The sequence below is a fragment of the Pseudomonas sp. R2-7-07 genome (assembly GCF_003852355.1).
Taxonomy (GTDB): domain Bacteria; phylum Pseudomonadota; class Gammaproteobacteria; order Pseudomonadales; family Pseudomonadaceae; genus Aquipseudomonas.
Map to the genome: position 1 here is coordinate 2,683,414 of NZ_CP027759.1, position 18,340 is coordinate 2,701,753.

13 protein-coding genes are annotated in these 18,340 nt (G+C 63.2%); 2 read left to right on the top strand and 11 right to left on the bottom strand.

The window, feature by feature from the left end; translation table 11 throughout:
* Positions 1–446: 446 nt before the first annotated feature.
* The 7 genes from C4J86_RS12175 to C4J86_RS12205 form a co-directional block, all read right to left on the bottom strand.
* Complete coding sequence (locus tag C4J86_RS12175) at positions 447–2,087, bottom strand: BatD family protein (protein WP_124370568.1); 1,641 nt, start codon at positions 2,085–2,087, stop codon at positions 447–449.
* On the bottom strand, positions 2,084–3,823 hold the full coding sequence (locus tag C4J86_RS12180) for a tetratricopeptide repeat protein (RefSeq protein ID WP_124370569.1): 1,740 nt from the start codon (positions 3,821–3,823) through the stop codon (positions 2,084–2,086). Before C4J86_RS12180 ends, C4J86_RS12175 begins: the two co-directional genes overlap by 4 nt.
* Positions 3,820–4,908 (bottom strand): VWA domain-containing protein, encoded by a 1,089-nt coding sequence (locus tag C4J86_RS12185; protein WP_124366886.1) that lies wholly within the window; start codon positions 4,906–4,908, stop codon positions 3,820–3,822. The genes C4J86_RS12180 and C4J86_RS12185 overlap by 4 nt, the downstream gene beginning before the upstream one ends.
* Entirely contained in the window at positions 4,901–5,395 is a 495-nt protein-coding gene (locus tag C4J86_RS12190; protein ID WP_124366887.1) for a DUF4381 domain-containing protein, read from the bottom strand. The genes C4J86_RS12185 and C4J86_RS12190 overlap by 8 nt, the downstream gene beginning before the upstream one ends.
* Positions 5,392–6,324 carry a DUF58 domain-containing protein gene (locus C4J86_RS12195; protein ID WP_124362678.1) on the bottom strand — a complete coding sequence of 311 codons (933 nt, stop codon included), beginning with the start codon at positions 6,322–6,324 and terminating at the stop codon, positions 5,392–5,394. The genes C4J86_RS12190 and C4J86_RS12195 overlap by 4 nt, the downstream gene beginning before the upstream one ends.
* A 5-nt stretch (positions 6,325–6,329) precedes the next feature.
* Positions 6,330–7,289: a MoxR family ATPase gene (locus tag C4J86_RS12200; RefSeq protein ID WP_020301524.1), complete on the bottom strand. Its 960-nt coding sequence runs from the start codon at positions 7,287–7,289 to the stop codon at positions 6,330–6,332.
* Positions 7,290–7,564: 275 nt separating this feature from the next.
* Positions 7,565–7,918: a hypothetical protein gene (locus C4J86_RS12205; RefSeq protein ID WP_124370570.1), complete on the bottom strand. Its 354-nt coding sequence runs from the start codon at positions 7,916–7,918 to the stop codon at positions 7,565–7,567.
* A 471-nt stretch (positions 7,919–8,389) separates the two neighbouring features.
* Here C4J86_RS12205 and C4J86_RS12210 point away from each other — a divergent pair, with 471 nt between their 5' ends.
* Positions 8,390–13,258, top strand: a complete 4,869-nt coding sequence (locus tag C4J86_RS12210; protein WP_124370571.1) for an NAD-glutamate dehydrogenase — start codon at positions 8,390–8,392, stop codon at positions 13,256–13,258.
* 164 nt (positions 13,259–13,422) lie between these two features.
* Here C4J86_RS12210 and C4J86_RS12215 read toward each other — a convergent pair whose 3' ends face one another.
* From C4J86_RS12215 to C4J86_RS12225, 3 genes are all read right to left on the bottom strand, one after another.
* Positions 13,423–14,109, bottom strand: a complete 687-nt coding sequence (locus tag C4J86_RS12215) for a GntR family transcriptional regulator (protein WP_124366890.1) — start codon at positions 14,107–14,109, stop codon at positions 13,423–13,425.
* Between the two features lie 17 nt (positions 14,110–14,126).
* Positions 14,127–14,828: a FadR/GntR family transcriptional regulator gene (locus tag C4J86_RS12220; RefSeq protein WP_124362682.1), complete on the bottom strand. Its 702-nt coding sequence runs from the start codon at positions 14,826–14,828 to the stop codon at positions 14,127–14,129.
* Positions 14,829–14,997: 169 nt separating this feature from the next.
* Positions 14,998–16,308 (bottom strand): C4-dicarboxylate transporter DctA, encoded by a 1,311-nt coding sequence (locus C4J86_RS12225; protein WP_124370572.1) that lies wholly within the window; start codon positions 16,306–16,308, stop codon positions 14,998–15,000.
* 231 nt (positions 16,309–16,539) lie between these two features.
* On the opposite strand from C4J86_RS12225, the gene C4J86_RS12230 reads away from it, so the two are divergent.
* Entirely contained in the window at positions 16,540–17,169 is a 630-nt protein-coding gene (locus C4J86_RS12230; protein ID WP_124370573.1) for a DNA-3-methyladenine glycosylase I, read from the top strand.
* Positions 17,170–17,178: 9 nt separating this feature from the next.
* Here the strand turns inward: C4J86_RS12230 and C4J86_RS12235 are convergent, their stop codons facing one another.
* Positions 17,179–18,333 carry a DUF1624 domain-containing protein gene (locus C4J86_RS12235; protein WP_124370574.1) on the bottom strand — a complete coding sequence of 385 codons (1,155 nt, stop codon included), beginning with the start codon at positions 18,331–18,333 and terminating at the stop codon, positions 17,179–17,181.
* Between the last annotated feature and the right edge of the window lie 7 nt (positions 18,334–18,340).

Sequence of the window (18,340 nt, forward strand, 5' to 3'; positions counted from 1 at the left end):
CCGGCCAGACCAAAGTCTGCCCGCACATAGCCGCCATAGACGGTTGTAGCGCATGGCGCCTGCTAATACACGGGATCTCACACCCGGTCGCTGATATGCAGCGACGAAGCGAAGGCTAGCCAGTGGATTGAGCAGGCGCAAGGCCGAAGGATTGTCTAGGAAACGTCCTGCAAATTAAAGCGATATGGATTGCTGGCCTTTAACAATGCATGTCCAGCAGGCGGCGCAGGTCAACTGTGGGAGGGGGCTTGCCCCCGATGGCAATGGATCAGTGACAAGTATGTTGACTGACACACCGCTATTGATCGTTCCCACGCTCTGCGTGGTAATGCCTCCTGGGACGCTCCGCGTCCCGCTAAGCAGCCGTGACGCAGAGCGTCACGGGCTGCATTCCCACGCGGGAGCGTGGGAACGATCTTAGGTGGGGGCTTGCCTCGTGTCAGGGGCTATTTGGGGTAAAGCGGCGGCAAGCTGGTGGTATCGGTGGCCGGGTCTTGTTGGCGCTCGGCCACGGGGATGGCTTTGATTGCACGCCACAGGTCTTCACCCAGCCAATACTGGCCACTCTCGCTGTACAACGCGCCGTTCAACCCGTCCAACGCATCCGACAGCGGCACGAAGCGTGCGGCCATGTCGGCGAGGGTTTCCGGTTGTTGGCGGGCCCAGGCATCCAGGGCCTGGCGGGTGGCGTGGGGGTCGTTGGCCTGGGTGGCGCGCTTGAGGTCGTCGAGCAGGGTGCGCGGGCTGGGGCCGGTTTGCGCGGCGCGTTGCACGGCGGGTTGGCGGCGGGCGCGCCACCATAGGCCGAAGCCCAGCAGAGTAGTGCAGGCCAGCAGCAAGGTGCTGAGCTGCCACAGCCACAGGCGTTCGTCATCCGGCGCGGTGATGACGGTCGGCATGGCGGGGGTGTCCACCACCAGGCTCGGGTTGACCGCCACTTGCAGGGTGCGGGCCGGCAGGCTGGTGCGTTCCAGGTGGTCTTCGTGGGTGTTCCACCACACCACTTCCACGGCGGGCAGTTCCAGCGCACCGGCACGGGTGGGCACCAGTGCTTCGCGGTCTTCGCGGCTGCCGATCAGGCCACGGTCGCTGGTCTGGTTGCCCAGTACCGGTTGGTCCGGGTAGCGGCGCAGGCCGTTGACGTCGGTACTGGGCAGCGCCGGCAGTTGCGCGCTGGACAGGCCCTCGACCTTGACTGTGAGGCTGCGCGTCAGCGAGTCACCGACCTGCACATGTTCGGGCACCGGGTTCCAGGCTTCGTCCAGGCTCAGGCTGCGCGCCGGCAACCACGGCGTGTCGGCGGGGTAGAACTCGGGCTTGGGCTTGACCGTCAGCGCAAGCGGCGCTGAGCTGGCGTGGATCAGCTTGCCCGGCTTGGTGCCCTGCAGCGTGTTCTCCTGGGGTGGGCGCGATTCCACCAGGGTCGCGCTGAAGGTCTGCGCCCCAATTGCCATAGCCCCGCTGTGCTGCGGGTAGATTGCGTAGCGGGTTTCGATCACGCCATGGCGAATGCTGTTGATGACTTTTTCATAGGTGCGCGACTCGCCCAATTGCTCGACCCGAGCGTCGGGGATTTGCAGGGGCGTGAGGCTGCTGTCGTCATACAGCGACACCGAGTGATACACGCGCACGGTCAACAGGGCCTGGGCCTGCACATAAACGCTGGTCTGGTCGAGGTTGGCTTCGACGAACACCGGTGCCAGTTCGGCGCTGGTGTTCTGGCTGGCGGTTTCCAGCACTTGCAGGGTGATCGGCTGGGTCTTGAGGTCGCCCACTTGCAGCGGCGGGATCACCACGGTGCCGTTTTCCCGGGGCAGCAGGGTGATGATCCAGCGCGTGGTCGCGTGGTTATCGCCGCCCAGGGTGGTGAGCTGGTTGATCTGGCGCGTGCCGCTGACTTCGAACTGCGCATCCAGGGGCGACAGGTCGGGCTTGCCGAACTGAGTCACGTCGCTGGATTCCACCGTCAGCTCCACCGTTTCCCCGGAATTGAGGCGGCTGCGGTCGACGCTGGCGATCAGGTTCGCCGCCTGGGCGTGGCCTGCCGACAAGGCGAGCAAGAGCAGAAGGGTGGTGCGGCGGCTCATCGAGTCTTGTCCTGATGTTGTTGCTGTTCGTACCAGAATTTGCGTCGCAGCAGTTCACCGGGGTTGTCCGGGATCTGTTGCAGCCATTGCTCCAACGCCTGGCGATGTTCGCCTTCAAGGCTGGCATCGGCGGGGCGTAGCGGCGGCGTGGTGGTTTGCTCGTCGCCCAGCTCGCTGCCTGGCACGTCGTTACCGTCGGTTGGCGGCGCGCCAGCGGTGTCGGTGGCGCCGTTGGCGGCTTGGCCCTGACCCTGGGTTGATTGTTCGCCACCCTGGGCATTTTGCCCGTCGGCGCCCGGTTGCGCAGTTTGGCCGGGTTGGGTGGTTTCGTCATCCTGGTTTTTTTCGGGTTCGTCGGGCTCAGGCTGGGCTTGTTCGCGCAGCAGGTTTTCCACCAGCGCCTTGTTCTTCAGGGCCGGCTGCAGATCGGGCTGGGCCTCCAGCGCCTGTTCGTAGGCATCGATCGCGGCTTCCAGCTCACCCGATCGGGCCAGGGCATTGCCGCGATTGTAGTGGGCGTAGGCGTTGTCACCCTGGGCAAAACGCTTGATGGCTTCGGCATAGTTACCGGCTTCGTACAGGGCCACGCCTTGCCATTGCGGGTCCTGGAAGCGTTCGGCGGCCTCGGCCGGGCGTTTTTTCTTCAGCAGGTACTGGCCTTGCTGGTCGGGGCGCAGCCACAGGTCCTGGAATTCGAAGGCATAGCTGGGCTGCGGTGCGGCCATCAACAGCAGCGGCAGGCAGAACAGCCAGCCGCGACGCCCGGCGCAGGCGGCCAATAGCAGCAGCGGCAGGAGCAGCCAGTAACCCTGGTCGGCCCAGGTGTCCAGGCGCAGCAGTTGACCGTCGTCGCGCAAGGCCTGGGGCGGGTCGAGTACGCCGAGTTGGCGCAGGTCTTTGTCGTCCAGGCGCGCGGCTCGGTAGCGGCCGCCCATTTCGCTGGCGAACGCCTTGAGGGTCGGGCTGTCGAGGCGTGGGATCAGGATCGCGCCCTGTTCGTCCTTGAGGAATTCGCCGCTTTCCTGGGTGACTGGCGTGCCTTCACGGCTGCCGATGCCGAGGATCGACAAGCTCGGCGCCTGGCTGCCTTGCAACAGCAACCGGATACCCTGGCGCTCCTGTTTGGACAGCGACGAGCCGATCAGCAGCAGGCGCCCCTGGCCGAGGCCGCCGTGCTTGAGCAGGGCCAGGGCTTTTTCCACGGCCAGGTCGGCGCGGTGGCCGGGCTCGGGCATGATCGAGGGGCGCAGCGCTTCAAGCAGGTTACGGCTGGTGGCCAGGTCATCCGACAGTGGCACCAGGGTGTGGGCGCTGCCGGCATACACGACGATGGCGGTTTGCGCATCGGTGCGTGCCTGCAGCAAGTCATAAAGCTTGCGCCGCGCCTGTTCGAGACGGTTGGGCGGGCTGTCGGTGGCGAGCATCTGCGGGGTGAGTTCAAGCAGCACCACCAGCGGGTCGGAAGGCTTCTGGCTGAGTTGTTCAACCCGTTGCCAACTGGGCCCCAGCAGCGCCAGCAACGCCAGCAGCCAGGCGATGCCCAGTACCACCCAGGGCGATTTGCTTTCGCGGCCGTTGCCGCCACTGAGCAGCGTGGCATGGAAGGCCTGGGGCAGGATGAGCTGCCAGCGCCCGGCGCGTTTTTGCCGATGCCACAGTTGCCACAGCAACCAGCCGAGCAGCGGCAGCAGCAACAGCCACCAGGGGCGCAACCAGTGCGGCCACAAAGCGATCATCGACGCCTCCGCAAGCGCAGGCGCTTGAGGCGCTGGCGCCATTCCGGGCTCTGTGGCAGGAACATGCCCTTGCTCGACAGTTTGGTGTACAGCCGCTGCAAGGCGTTGTTCGGCCAGCGTTCGTGCACCACCAGCAACAGGCTGAGGAGCAATGCCAGGGCCAGCGGGCCGCTGTACAACGCGTGGGCCGGGCGGGCCTGGGTGGGCTGCTGTTCGACGGGCTCGAGGGTGTCGAGGGTGGTCTTGATCTGTTCCAGCTCGTTGCCATCGCGGGCGCGGAAATACTGGCCGCCCGTCGCCTCGGCGAGGGCCTTCAGCGCCGGTTCGTCGAGGTCCAGGCTCGGGTTCACGCCGAGAATGCCCAGGGAGCCGGTTTGCTCAGGGTCGGCGCCGATGCCGATCGGGTAGATTTTCACGCCTTCTTCTGCGGCCAGGCGCGCGGCGGTGAGCGGGTCGATTTGCCCGGCGTTATTGGCGCCGTCGGTCACCAGGATCAGCACGCGGCTTTGCGCCGGGCGCTGGCGCAGGCGTTTCAGGGCCAGGCCGATGGCGTCGCCGATGGCGGTGTTCTTGCCGGCGATGCCGATACGCGCTTCATCCAGCCAGGTGCGCACGGTGCGCCGGTCGAAGGTCAGCGGCGCTTGCAGGTAGGCCTGGCTGCCGAACAGGATCAGGCCCACGCGGTCGCCTTCTCGGCCCTCGAGAAAATCCCCGAGCAAGTGCTGGACCAGAGCCAGGCGGCTGACGTCCTCGTCCTGCCAGTGCATGTCGGGAAAATCCATGGAGCCGGAGACATCTACCGCCACCAGCAAGTCGCGGCCACTGGCGGCAATCGGCAGCGGCTCGCCGAGCCATTCCGGGCGGGCGGCGGCGGTCAACAGCAACAGCCATAGCACCACGAACGGTGCCTGCTGGCGCCAGCCCGGCAGGTTCACCCGGGCGCGGCGCCGGGCCAGGCTTTCGAGGTCGTTGAGGTAGCTGACTTTCAACGCGGGTTCGCCGCTGTCGGCCGCTGGCAGGACCAGGCGCATCAACCACGGCAACGGCAACAGGGCGAAGATCCACGGCCAGGCGAACTCAAACATGTTTGCGAATCCAGGTGTCGACGGCTTGGGTCAGGCCAGCGATGGCCTTGTCGTCGAGTTTGCATTCTGGCTTGTAGGCGCCTTCGACCAGCACCATCCAGCGCGTGAGGCCGGCGGCGGGGCAGCGGTTATCGAGGAACGCCAGCCATTTGCGGCCGTTGAGGGTGTGGCTTTGGCTGTAGGGGTAGTCGTTGCGGCACAGGCGCTTGAGCAAGCCATTGAGTTGCTGCAGCCAGGCTCCGGCGGGCGCGCCGTCATAGGGTTTGGGCATCAGCGCCAGCTCGGCCAGGGCCGCAATGCGCAGCGGGTCCAGCGGTTGTTCGGCGCGGGCCACGGGGCGGCGCGTGGGCAGGAAACGGCGCAGCCACCACAGGCCCCAGCCCAGCATCGGGAGCAGCAGCAACAACAGCCACCAGCCCGGCGCGGGCGGCCAGAAGCCGATGGCAGGCGGGGCGATCAGCGGTTGCAGTTGGTCAAGGCTGCTCATTGTTTTCTGACCGGGCGCTGTGGGTTGAGGTATTCACGCAGTTGCTCGACCATTTCACTCTGGGTGCTCAACGGCATCAACAAGACGCGCAGCTTTTGCGCGAGCAGCTCCCAGCGGGCGATGCGTGCTTCAGCCTGGGCCTTGTAGGCCTGGCGCAAATCGAAATTGAGCGTATCGAGTTCCAGTTGCGCGCCTCGTTGCGCGAAACGCAGCAGCCCGGCGGCGGGCAGGGCGTGGTCCAGCGGATCGGAGATGGGCAGCAGCAGCAAGTCGCAATGACGCGACAACAGGCTCAGTTGCTGCTCGGCGCCTTCAGTCAGCGCCCGTTCATCGCAGATCACAATGCCCAGGCTGCCGGGGCGCAGCACTTCGCGGCCACGGCGCAGAGCCATGCCCAACGCGTCGGCTTCAGGAAGGCTTTCGGTGTTCAGGCTCTGGTTGACCCGCACCAGGCGGTTAAGCAGTTGCAGCAGGCTTTGCTTGCTGCGCCGGGGTTTGATTTCGTAATGCTCGCTGTCGCCGAAGACCAAACCGCCAACGCGGTCGTTATGCCCCAGCGCGGCCCAACCGATCAGGCTGGCGGCTTGTGCGGCGAGCACAGACTTGAACATCTGCCCCGAGCCGAAGAACAGCCGGCAGCTTTGCTCGACCATGATGAAAATCGGCCGCTCGCGCTCTTCGTGGAACAGCTTGGTGTGGGGCTCCTGGGTGCGTGCGGTCACGCGCCAGTCGATGGTGCGCACGTCGTCCCCGGCCTGGTACACGCGCACCTGGTCGAAATCCACACCGCGCCCGCGTAGCTTGGAGTGGTGCAGGCCGATCAGCGGGCTGCGCTGGCCGGGAGTGGAGAACAATTGCACTTCACGCACGCGATGGCGCATCTCGATCAGCTCACTGAGCGTGACGTGGATACCCGCGCTCGCGTTCATCGGCTTCAAGCGACGGCAACGACGTCAAGAATGCGTTGCACCACGCGGTCCTGGTCAACGCCTGCGGCTTCGGCCTCGAACGACAGAATGATGCGGTGGCGCAACACGTCGAACAGCACCGCCTGGATGTCTTCGGGGCTGACGAAGTCGCGGCCGGCCAGCCAGGCATGGGCGCGCGCGCAACGGTCCAGGGCAATGGAGCCGCGTGGGCTGGCGCCGTAGGCAATCCACTCGGCCATTTCCGGGTCGAACTTGGCCGGAGTGCGCGTGGCCATGACCAGCTGCACCAGGTATTCCTCCACCGCATCGGCCATGTACAGGCCGAGAATTTCCTTGCGCGCGGCGAAGATCGCCTGTTGGCTGACGCGGCGCTCGGGCTTGGTTTCGCCGTTGAGCGCTTCGCCACGCGCCTGTTGCAGGATACGCCGTTCGACGGCGGCATCCGGGAAACCGATCTTGACGTGCATCAGGAAACGGTCGAGCTGGGCCTCCGGCAGGGGGTAGGTGCCTTCCTGCTCGATGGGGTTCTGCGTGGCCATCACCAGAAACAGCGGCGACAGCTCGTAGGTGCTGCGGCCCACGCTGACCTGGCGCTCGGCCATGGCCTCGAGCAGCGCCGACTGGACCTTGGCCGGTGCGCGGTTGATTTCGTCCGCCAGCACCAGGTTGTGAAAGATCGGCCCCTGTTGAAAGACGAAGCTGCCAGTTTCGGGGCGATAGATTTCGGTGCCAGTGATGTCGGCGGGCAACAGGTCGGGGGTGAACTGGATACGATGGAACTGCGCTTCGATACCTTCGGCCAGCTCTTTGATCGCCTTGGTCTTGGCCAGGCCCGGCGCGCCTTCGACCAGCATATGGCCGTCGGCGAGCAGGGCAATCAGCAGGCGATCGATGAGTTTTTCCTGGCCGAGAATCTGCGTAGAAAGAAAGGTTCGCAGCGCAAGCAGCGCTTCACGATGTTCCATCGATGACGGTTCCTGGAAAGATGAGCCCGGGTGTCAGGGAAAAACACCGGCCTGGGGCGCTTACTTTAATGCATCGTGGGGTGCGGCGACTAACGGCGTGACGGGTATTTTTGGCAAAACTTGTAGGAAATTTGTGTAGGTGGTGCGCTTTCTGTTGTGAGCGCCGTCAATGTGGGAGGGGGCTTGCTCCCGATTGCGGCGGGCCAGTCATATAGAAGTGCCTGACACACTGTCATCGGGAGCAAGCCCCCTCCCACATTTGGTTTCTGGTGGTCTTAAGCCCGGATGTAGGTGCCGGTGCCTTTGAGGATGTTCTGCAGGGTTTCTTCGACCTCGGCCAGGTCGGAGGCGGCCGTGGCGTGGGTGATCTGCAACTGATCCTTGCCCCCCAGCGCATCCGCATCGCCGGCCGCCAGTTCGATCAATAAGCGGGTGTCGCCCAAGGTGACTTTCAGCCCATCCAGGGTCGAAGGTTCGTAATCCCAGGTCAGTTCCACCTCGTCTTCATCCGGATACCGGCTCAGCATGAACATCTCGCCGTTCTTGCCGTGGCAGCAGAGCATGGCCATGCGGTCTTCTTCGTCGTCGCACGGCGTCGCTATCAGGGCATCGGTTTTCAGTTGCAGCATGGGGAATCCTGTGTGGAGGAGGGCGTTTGCGCCGGGTGATTGTGCCATTGCGGCGAATTTTATGCTGCATTGTGTGTCAGACCGAGTGCATGACCTGGCGGGCCAAAGCAGTCATTTTTGATACTGGCGGGCCTGAATATTGCCGGTTGCCCAAGTCGCAACCCCGCACCTGCTTACCGATGACCGAATATGTCGCAGCACCGCAAGCAGCCGGCTTCCTACACTCGTTAAGCTGCGCAACGGATGTGCCCCGTGCCAGGCGCCTGACCTGCCCGTCGTACCGTCACCCGGCGCGGTGAGCATCTTGTGGAAGTTGTATGTGACCTGACTGTCTTGTCCAGCTTCACCCACCTGTCACTCTGATTGGTTTATGGTGCTTGTCATCACGACCAGAACAGAGCTGACGGTCTCCCCGCAAGGGGATAACACGCGACGCTTCCATCAATAACAAGCCCAAGCGGAGTACCACAGATGGCGTTCTTCACCGCAGCCAGCAAGGCCGACTTCCAGCACCAACTGCAAGCGGCACTGGCGCAGCACATCAGTGAACAGGCACTGCCACAAGTGGCGCTGTTCGCTGAGCAATTCTTCGGCATCATTTCCCTGGACGAACTGACCCAGCGTCGCCTTTCCGACCTGGCCGGTTGCACCCTGTCTGCCTGGCGCCTGCTTGAGCGCTTCGACCACACCCAACCGCAAGTGCGGGTCTACAACCCCGATTATGAACGTCATGGCTGGCAGTCGACCCACACCGCGGTCGAAGTGCTGCACCATGACCTGCCATTTCTGGTGGACTCGGTACGTACCGAGCTCAACCGCCGTGGCTACAGCATCCACACCCTGCAAACCACCGTGCTCAGCGTGCGCCGTGGCAGCAAGGGCGAGCTGCTGGAAATCCTGCCCAAGGGCACCCAGGGCGAAGGCATCCTGCAAGAGTCGCTGATGTACCTGGAGATCGACCGCTGCGCCAACGCCGCCGAACTGAATGTGTTGAGCAAAGAGCTCGAGCAGGTGCTGGGCGAAGTGCGCGTGGCCGTGGCCGATTTCGAGCCAATGAAAGCCAAGGTCCAGGACCTGCTGGCCGGTGTCGACGCCAGCGCATTCGTGATCGACGGCGAAGAAAAAGCCGAGATCAAGAACTTCCTCGAATGGCTGGTGGGCAACCATTTCACCTTCCTTGGCTACGAAGAGTTCGTGGTACGTGACGAGGCGGACGGCGGTCATATCGAATATGACGCCAGCTCTTTCCTCGGTCTGACCAAGCTGCTGCGCGCCGGCCTCACCGCCGAAGACCTGCGCATCGAAGACTACGCCGTGGCCTACCTGCGCGAACCGACCGTGCTGTCGTTCGCCAAGGCTGCACACCCCAGCCGTGTGCACCGCCCGGCTTATCCGGACTACGTGTCGATCCGCGAGATCAGCGCCGACGGCAAGGTCATCAAGGAACACCGCTTCATGGGCCTGTACACCTCCTCGGTGTACGGCGAAAGCGTGCGGGTGATCCCTTACATCCGCCGCAAGGTCGCGGAAATCGAGCGCCGCTCGGGCTTCCAGGCCAAGGCGCACCTGGGTAAAGAACTGGCCCAGGTGGTGGAAGTACTGCCGCGTGACGACCTGTTCCAGACCCCGGTCGATGAGCTGTTCAGCACGGTGATGTCGATCGTGCAGATCCAGGAACGCAACAAGATCCGCGTATTCCTGCGCAAAGACCCGTACGGCCGTTTCTGCTACTGCCTGGCCTACGTGCCGCGTGACATCTATTCCACCGAAGTGCGCCAGAAAATCCAGCAAGTGCTGATGGATCGCCTGAAAGCCTCGGACTGCGAATTCTGGACCTTCTTCTCCGAATCCGTGCTGGCCCGTGTGCAGTTGATCCTGCGGGTTGACCCGAAGAACCGCCTGGACATCGACCCGGTGCAGCTGGAGAAAGAAGTGGTGCAGGCCTGCCGCAGCTGGCAGGACGACTACGCCAGCCTGGTGGTGGAAAGCTTCGGCGAAGCCCACGGCACCAATGTGCTGGCGGACTTCCCGAAAGGTTTCCCGGCCGGCTACCGCGAGCGTTTCGCCGCGCACTCGGCCGTGGTCGACATGCAGCATCTGCTCAGCCTCACCGAAGCCAACCCGCTGGTGATGAGTTTCTATCAGCCGCTGGGCCAGGTTTCCGGCCAGCGCGAGCTGCATTGCAAGCTGTATCACGCCGACACCCCGCTGGCGCTGTCCGACGTGCTGCCGATCCTGGAGAACCTCGGCCTGCGCGTGCTGGGTGAGTTCCCGTATCGCCTGCGCCACGCCAACGGCCGTGAGTTCTGGATCCATGATTTCGCGTTCATCGCCGCCGAAGGCGTGAACCTGGATATCCAGCAGCTCAACGACACCCTGCAGGACGCGTTCGTGCATATCGTCCACGGCGATGCCGAGAACGATGCGTTCAACCGCCTGGTGCTTACCGCCGGCCTGCCATGGCGAGACGTGGCGCTGTTGCGCGCTTACGCCCGTTATCTGAAGCAGATCCGCCTGGGCTTCGACCTCGGCTACATCGCCAGCACCCTGAACAACCACACCGACATCGCCCGCGAGTTGACCCGGTTGTTCAAGACCCGCTTCTACCTGGCGCGCAAGCTCACCGCCGATGACCTGGAAGACAAGCAGCAACGCCTGGAACAAGCGATCCTCAGCGCCCTGGACGACGTTCAGGTGCTCAACGAAGACCGCATCCTGCGTCGCTACCTGGACCTGATCAAGGCCACCCTGCGTACCAACTTCTACCAGTCTGACGCCAACGGCCAGAACAAGTCGTACTTCAGCTTCAAGTTCAACCCCCATGCAATCCCCGAGCTGCCCAAGCCGGTGCCGAAGTTTGAAATCTTCGTCTACTCGCCACGCGTCGAAGGCGTGCACCTGCGCTTTGGCAACGTGGCCCGTGGCGGCCTGCGCTGGTCCGACCGTGAAGAAGACTTCCGTACCGAAGTGCTCGGCCTGGTAAAAGCCCAGCAAGTGAAGAACTCGGTGATCGTGCCGGTGGGCGCCAAGGGCGGCTTCCTGCCGCGTCGCCTGCCGTTGGGCGGCAGCCGTGACGAGATCGCGGCCGAGGGCATCGCCTGCTACCGCATCTTCATTTCCGGCCTGTTGGACATCACCGACAACCTCAAAGACGGCGCCCTGGTACCGCCGGCCAATGTCGTGCGCCATGACGACGATGACCCGTATCTGGTGGTGGCGGCGGACAAGGGCACTGCGACCTTCTCCGACATCGCCAACGGCATCGCCATCGACTACGGCTTCTGGCTCGGTGACGCGTTCGCCTCCGGCGGTTCGGCCGGTTACGACCACAAGAAAATGGGCATCACCGCCAAGGGCGCGTGGGTCGGCGTGCAGCGTCACTTCCGTGAGCGCGGCATCAATGTGCAGGAAGACAGCATCACCGTGGTGGGCGTCGGCGACATGGCCGGTGACGTGTTCGGTAACGGCTTGCTGATGTCCGACAAGCTGCAACTGGTCGCGGCCTTCAACCACCTGCACATTTTCATCGACCCGAACCCTAACCCGGCAACCAGCTTCGTCGAGCGCCAGCGCCTGTTCGAACTGCCGCGTTCGGCCTGGACCGACTACGACACCAGCATCATGTCCGAAGGCGGCGGTATCTTCTCGCGCAGCGCGAAGAGCATTGCCATCTCGCCACAGATGAAAGAACGCTTTGACATCAAGGCCGACAAACTGACCCCGACCGAACTGCTCAACGCCTTGCTCAAGGCGCCGGTGGACCTGTTGTGGAACGGCGGTATCGGTACCTACGTCAAGGCCAGCACCGAAAGCCACGCGGATGTGGGCGACAAGGCCAACGATGCGCTGCGCGTCAACGGCAACGAGTTGCGCTGCAAGGTGGTGGGCGAGGGCGGTAACCTGGGCATGACCCAGCTGGGCCGTGTGGAATTCGGCCTCAATGGCGGCGGTTCCAACACCGACTTCATCGACAACGCCGGTGGCGTGGACTGCTCCGACCACGAAGTGAACATCAAGATCCTGCTCAACGAAGTGGTGCAGGCCGGCGACATGACCGACAAGCAACGCAACCAGTTGCTGGCGAGCATGACCGACGAAGTCGGCAGCCTGGTGTTGGGCAACAACTACAAGCAGACCCAGGCCCTGTCCCTGGCCGCGCGCAAGGCTTACGAGCGTGCCGCCGAGTACAAGCGCCTGATGAGCGACCTGGAAGCCCGTGGCAAGCTGGACCGCGCCATCGAGTACCTGCCGACCGAGGAGCAGCTCGCCGAGCGCGCTGCGGATGGCAAGGGCCTGACGCGTCCGGAGCTGTCGGTGTTGATTTCCTACAGCAAGATCGACCTCAAGGAAGCGCTGCTCAAGTCCCAGGTACCGGATGACGATTACCTGACCCGTGACATGGAGACCGCGTTCCCGCCGAGCCTGGTGGCCAAGTTCTCCGAGGCCATGCGTCGTCACCGCCTCAAGCGCGAGATCGTCAGCACCCAGATCGCCAACGACCTGGTCAACCACATGGGCATCACCTTCGTTCAACGGCTCAAAGAGTCGACCGGCATGAGCCCGGCGAACGTGGCTGGCGCCTATGTGATCGTGCGCGACATCTTCCACCTTCCGCACTGGTTCCGTCAGATCGAAGCCCTGGATCACCAGGTGTCCGCCGATGTGCAACTGGAGCTGATGGATGAGCTGATGCGCCTGGGCCGCCGCGCCACGCGCTGGTTCCTGCGCAGCCGTCGCAACGAGCAGGACGCCGGGCGTGATACCGCGCATTTCGGTCCGCACCTGGCGGCGCTGGGCCTCAAGCTTGACGAACTGCTGGAAGGCCCGACCCGTGAAGGCTGGCAGAACCGTTACCAGGCCTACACCCAGGCCGGCGTACCGGAGTTGTTGGCGCGCATGGTTGCAGGCACGACCCACCTGTATACCTTGCTGCCGATCATCGAAGCCGCCGATGTGACCGGGCATGACGCCGCCGAAGTGGCCAAGGCCTACTTCGCCGTCGGCAGCGCCCTGGACCTGCCGTGGTACCTGCAGCAGATCAGCGACCTGCCGGTTGCCAACAACTGGCAGGCCCAGGCCCGCGAAGCCTTCCGCGACGACGTGGACTGGCAGCAACGGGCGATCACCATTTCGGTACTGCAAATGGCCGACGCGCCACAAGACATGGAAGCCCGCGTGGCCCTGTGGCTTGAGCAGCACCAGGACATGGCTGATCGCTGGCGCGCAATGATGGTGGAAATTCGTGCAGCGGTTGGCACGGACTACGCCATGTATGCGGTGGCCAACCGTGAGTTGCTGGACCTGGCGTTGAGCGGTCAGTCGGTGTTGCAGCCGGCGTGATGCGTTCGTAGTACCCATGTGGGAGGGGGCTTGCTCCCTCCCACACTGATCGTTCCCACGCTCTGCGTGGGAATGCCTCCCGTGACGCTCCGCGTCGCCCGCTCTCAGTCGGGACGCGGAGCGTCCCCAGCGGCATTCCCACGCAGAGCGAGGGAACGATCAGCTCAAGGGTGTTTGAGCAATTTGCTTTCCAGGTGATCCAGATGCTGGGTCATCAAGCCCACCGCAGCGCTTATGTCGCGCTGCTCGATCGCATCCACAATCGCCACATGCTCCTGCCACGCGCAATACGTGCAGGCTTTCGCTTCATATTGGGCAATCACCAACGACGTCAGCGGCACCAGGCTGTTGAGGAACTGGGCCAGCGGGCCATTGCCTGCGATGGCAGCCAACAACAGGTGAAACTCCCCGGACAAACGCAGCGCCGGCCCGCGCTGGTCGCGCTCGATGCAGTCGCGTTCGCGGCTGATCAATTCCCGTAACTGACGTAGCTGTGCACCGGTGGCCTGGGCGCACACCAGTTGCACCACGGTGATTTCAGTCAGGCGCCGCGCTTCGAGGATCTGCCGCGTCTGGTGTGCATCCGGCGCCGCCACCTGGGCGCGGTGGTTGGGGCGCAGGATGATCACCTGCTGATGGGACAGCTTGGCCAGCACCCGGCGAATCACACTGCGGCTCACCCCAAAGGTTTCACCCAGGCTTTCTTCGGTAAAGCGGCTGGCCGGGGCGATGCGCTGCTCAAGGATCGCATCGAACAGGCGTGGGTAGATGTCATCCACCGAGGGCTTTTTGCCCGCTACCAGACGCAGTGCGGGAAGGAGGGGGTCGCGTTGCAGCGCGTGAGCGTTCATGGCTGGTCTCCAGAGTATCAACTGCCCAGATGGTCGTCCGGGATGTTCAAGCGGATGCCCATGCGCAGGCCTTCCTGCAGGATGTGCCGACGCATTTCGGCACTGGCCAGGGCGCTGTTCTTGTTACGGATGGCTCGCACCACCGCCTCGTTCTCGCGCAGGCGCTCGGCCAGGTGTTCAGGGGAATTGCGCAGCACCTGGGCGCTTTGCTTGAGCGCATTGCTGGTTTGTTGCACCACGTTCTGGAAGATCGGGTTGGAGGTCAGGGCGAACAGTTCTTCGTGAAAGCCGATATAGGCGTTCATGCCGGCTTCGGCATCGTCGGCATCGAGGGCTTCACGCATGTCCATCAGGGTCAGGCGCAATTGGCCGATTTCCTTGCTGCTGATGGACTGGGCGACCAGGCCGACGATGAAGGGCTCGAGGGTGTAGCGCAGTTGCAGGATGTCTTCCAGGCTGGCGTCGGCCACCGCGTCGCTCGACTGCGGCCCGCTGACACTGGTTTCCAGCACCACCACGCCTTTGCCAGGCATGGAGCGCACCAGGCCGAGGGTCTCCAGCACAATCACCGCTTCACGCAGGCTCGGGCGGCTGATGCCCATTTGTTCGGCCAGTTCACGCTGGCCGGGCAGCATTTCCCCACGCCGCCACTGGCCGCGCGCCAGGGCGGCGCGCAGTTTTTCTACGACTGAATTGACGACGGTTGAGGTGCTTATCACGTCGTTATCTCCTTAATGTTGCGAATACGGCAGTAAATCTTGTGATGAACCAATGTGGGAGGGGGCTTGCCCCCGATAGCGGAGTGTCAGACAACACTTCTGTAACTGAACTACCGCTATCGGGGGCAAGCCCCCTCCCACAGTTGATAGGTGTGGTACATGAGATCAGTTAGAACTCCTGATGCGCCGGCACCACGGGCTTTTTGGCCTGGAACGCATAACCCTGCTGGCCGTCCAGCACCTTGTTGGCACGCTGGATATCAATGTCTTTTTCCCAGCGCGCAATCGCCACGGTAGCGACGCAGTTGCCGATCAGGTTAGTCAAGGCGCGGCCAATCCCCATGAACCAGTCCACCGCGAGGACCAGCACCAGGCCGACCACCGGAATCGCCGGGATCGCCGTAAGCGTTGCCGCCAGAATCACCAGCGCCGAGCCCGGAATACCGTGGGCGCCTTTGGAGGTGATCAACGAGACCAGCAGGATGGTCAGCAAGTCGGTCATCGACAGCGGGGTACCGGTGGCGTTGGCGATAAACACGATGGCCAGGGTCAGGTAGATCGAAAAACCATCCAGGTTGAACGAGTAGCCGGTAGGAATCACCAGGCCAACGGTGGAGCTGCCGATACCCAGATGCTCCAGCTTGCGCATGATCTGCGGCAGCACCGCGTCGGACGACGCCGTGCCCATCACGATCAGCAGCTCTTCGCGCAGGTACTTGAGCAGCGGCAGCATGCGCAGCCCGGAAAGGCGCATCACCAGGCCCAGGATCAGCCCGACGAAGGCAAAGCAGGTCAGGTAGAACAGGCCCACCAGGCTGCCCAGGTGTTGCAGGGAGTCCAGGCCGTAGGTGCTGGTGGTGAACGCGATGGCGCCGAACACGCCAATCGGCGCCAGGCGCACGATCATGCCCATGATGCGAAAGATCACATGGCTCAATTCATTGATCAGTCGAGAGATCCCGGAAGCCGCTTCACCCACCAGGTTCAGCGCGCTGCCGAACAACACGGAGAACAACAGCACCTGCAGCACGTTATTCTCGGCAAAGGCACCGATCACTGAGTTGGGAATCAGGTCCATCAGGAACTGGCTGGTGCCGCGAATGTGCTGGCCCTTGTCGGCCAGTTCATTCAGGCCAGCGGAGGACAGTTGCTCCAGATGAATATTCGCGCCGCTGCCGATGCCGGTGCTGAAGGCCATGATCAGGCCGAGCACCAGGGCGACGGTGGTCAGCACTTCAAAGTAGATCACTGACTTCAAGCCGATGCGCCCGACTTTCTTCAAGTCGCCGGCGCCGGAAATGCCGCTGACCACTACGCAGAACACGATCAAGCCGATCAGCATTTTGATCAGCTTGATAAAGCCATCACCCAGGGGTTTGAGTTGCGAGGAGAATTCGGGAAGGGCCAGGCCGCAAATGACGCCGAGTATCAGGCCAATCACGACTTGCAGGAAAATCGAACGCGAGCACCATCTGAGCATGGGAAGGATCTCTATTCGGTGCCCTGGTGGTACCAGGGCTTAATTGTTGTGGTCTTACCGGTAAGTCCAGTGCGCGGCCAGTCTACGCTCGGTTTTTTTCAAACCACAAGCAAATATTCGGCGGTCGAGGGGTGCCGGTCTGACCAGTGCGCCTGCAACCGCGATGCTTGAGCGGTTGACGGGGCGCAAATTTTTTTGCGTATCATCCGCGCTCGGCATGCGAGGTGATAAATGGACCCATCAGGGCTGACAACGGACGAAACCGGGCGCACCCACTGCGCGTGGCGCAACGCCGCGCCGCAATACCCGCAGTACCACGACCACGAGTGGGGCGTGCCCGTGGCGGATGACATCCAGTTGTACGAGAAAATTTGCCTGGAAGGTTTTCAGGCGGGTATGGCGTGGATCACCATCTTGCGCAAACGCGAGCAGTTTCGGCAGGCATTTGACGGTTTTGATTTTCACAAGGTGGCACAGTACGGCGAGGCGCAGATCGAACGCTTGATGAACGACCCCGGTATCGTGCGTAACCGGGCGAAGATCCTGTCCACGATCAACAATGCGCGCCGCGCCTGTGAGCTGGTCAGCGAGACCGGTTCCCTGGCGCGCTGGGTGTGGTCTTTCGAGCCCGGCCCCGAGGAGCGCCCGGCGCTGGTGGACATGGCGTACTGGACGGCCAACCCGACGTCACCGGCTTCGGTGCGACTGTCCAAGGCGCTGAAGAAACGTGGCTGGACCTTTGTTGGCCCGACCACGATGTATGCGTTGATGCAGGCGATGGGGATGGTCAATGATCATCTGCAGGGTTGCGTTCGCCGTGAGCAAATCGAGGCGCTACGCCGCCAATTCGAACGACCCTGAGTCATTGCCTCAAAGATATTTGAGCCAGGTGATATCCCTGCGCCGCGCCTTCAGCCCGGCAAACCAGCGCACCGGCACGTACAACGCCAGAGGCAGCGCCAGCGCCGCCAGCCACACTGCGCCAATGCTGTCGAAACCGAAGTAATTGCCGTGGTTAAGCCCAAACACCGAGACGGCAGCGACATACAACAGTTTGAGCACATACAGGTGCAACAGATAAAAGAACATCGGCGCCGCGCCAAATACCGCAAGGATGCTGATCCAGCGTTGCTGCCCGGCCCGTTCGAACGCCAGCAGCAATAGCAGGCCGACGCCCAGCGTCAGCGCCAGGAACAACAGCGAAGGCGGGTATTTGGTGATGTTCAAGAAGCTCATCACTGTCTGCACGCCGCTGTCATAGGCCTGCCAGGGTTTTTCGCCATAGCCGTTGGCCGCCCGCAACAGCACGAAACCCAGCAACGCACCGGCACCCGCCAGCAGCAAATAACCCTGGCGCACGGCGGGCAGGGCGGCATTCGCAAACCATGGGCCGAGGCCGTAGCCCAGGACGATCACGCCGATCCACGGCAACACCGGGTACGTCACGCGCAGACGCAGGGTATCGGACACCTCGATCCAGCTGCGCTCATGCAGGATCGACCAGACAACCTGCAGGGCCGAGCCGGGCGCGAAATGCACGCCATCGAGCAAGTTATGCCCGGCGATGATCGCCAGCGCCAGGGTGATCAGCAACGGGCGCGGTAACCACACCAGCGCGGCGAGGGCGAGCATGCTCACGCCAATCGCCCAGATCACCTGCAGGTAAATCACACTGGGCGGCAACTGGAAGGTCCAGGCGAAGTTGACCAGCGTGAACTCCAACACCACCAGAAACAGACCCCGCTTGAACAAAAATGCCGACACCGCGCGCCGGCCCTGGTATTTCTGCCCATACAGCCAGGCCGACAAACCGGTGAGCAGCACAAACACCGGCGCGCACAGATGGGCGAGGGTACGGCTGAAAAACAGCGCCGGCTCGGTCGCGTCGATGCTCATCGGGTCGCCCACCTGGCGGTGCAGCAGGAAGGTTTCGCGCACGTGGTCGAGCAACATGAACAGGATCACCAGGCCGCGCAGGGCGTCAATGGAAAGCAGGCGTGGGCGTAGCGCAACAGCGTCAGGCATGGGGGGC

Coding starts and splice junctions, on each gene's coding strand:
- C4J86_RS12200 (WP_020301524.1), bottom strand. CDS start 7,289: ATGGAACATCGTGAAGCGCTGCTTGCGCTGCGAACCTTTCTTTCTACG.
- C4J86_RS12215 (WP_124366890.1), bottom strand. CDS start 14,109: ATGAACGCTCACGCGCTGCAACGCGACCCCCTCCTTCCCGCACTGCGT.
- C4J86_RS12235 (WP_124370574.1), bottom strand. CDS start 18,333: ATGCCTGACGCTGTTGCGCTACGCCCACGCCTGCTTTCCATTGACGCC.
- C4J86_RS12180 (WP_124370569.1), bottom strand. CDS start 3,823: ATGATCGCTTTGTGGCCGCACTGGTTGCGCCCCTGGTGGCTGTTGCTG.
- C4J86_RS12205 (WP_124370570.1), bottom strand. CDS start 7,918: ATGCTGCAACTGAAAACCGATGCCCTGATAGCGACGCCGTGCGACGAC.
- C4J86_RS12225 (WP_124370572.1), bottom strand. CDS start 16,308: ATGCTCAGATGGTGCTCGCGTTCGATTTTCCTGCAAGTCGTGATTGGC.
- C4J86_RS12210 (WP_124370571.1), top strand. CDS start 8,390: ATGGCGTTCTTCACCGCAGCCAGCAAGGCCGACTTCCAGCACCAACTG.
- C4J86_RS12190 (WP_124366887.1), bottom strand. CDS start 5,395: ATGAGCAGCCTTGACCAACTGCAACCGCTGATCGCCCCGCCTGCCATC.
- C4J86_RS12185 (WP_124366886.1), bottom strand. CDS start 4,908: ATGTTTGAGTTCGCCTGGCCGTGGATCTTCGCCCTGTTGCCGTTGCCG.
- C4J86_RS12230 (WP_124370573.1), top strand. CDS start 16,540: ATGGACCCATCAGGGCTGACAACGGACGAAACCGGGCGCACCCACTGC.
- C4J86_RS12175 (WP_124370568.1), bottom strand. CDS start 2,087: ATGAGCCGCCGCACCACCCTTCTGCTCTTGCTCGCCTTGTCGGCAGGC.
- C4J86_RS12195 (WP_124362678.1), bottom strand. CDS start 6,324: ATGAACGCGAGCGCGGGTATCCACGTCACGCTCAGTGAGCTGATCGAG.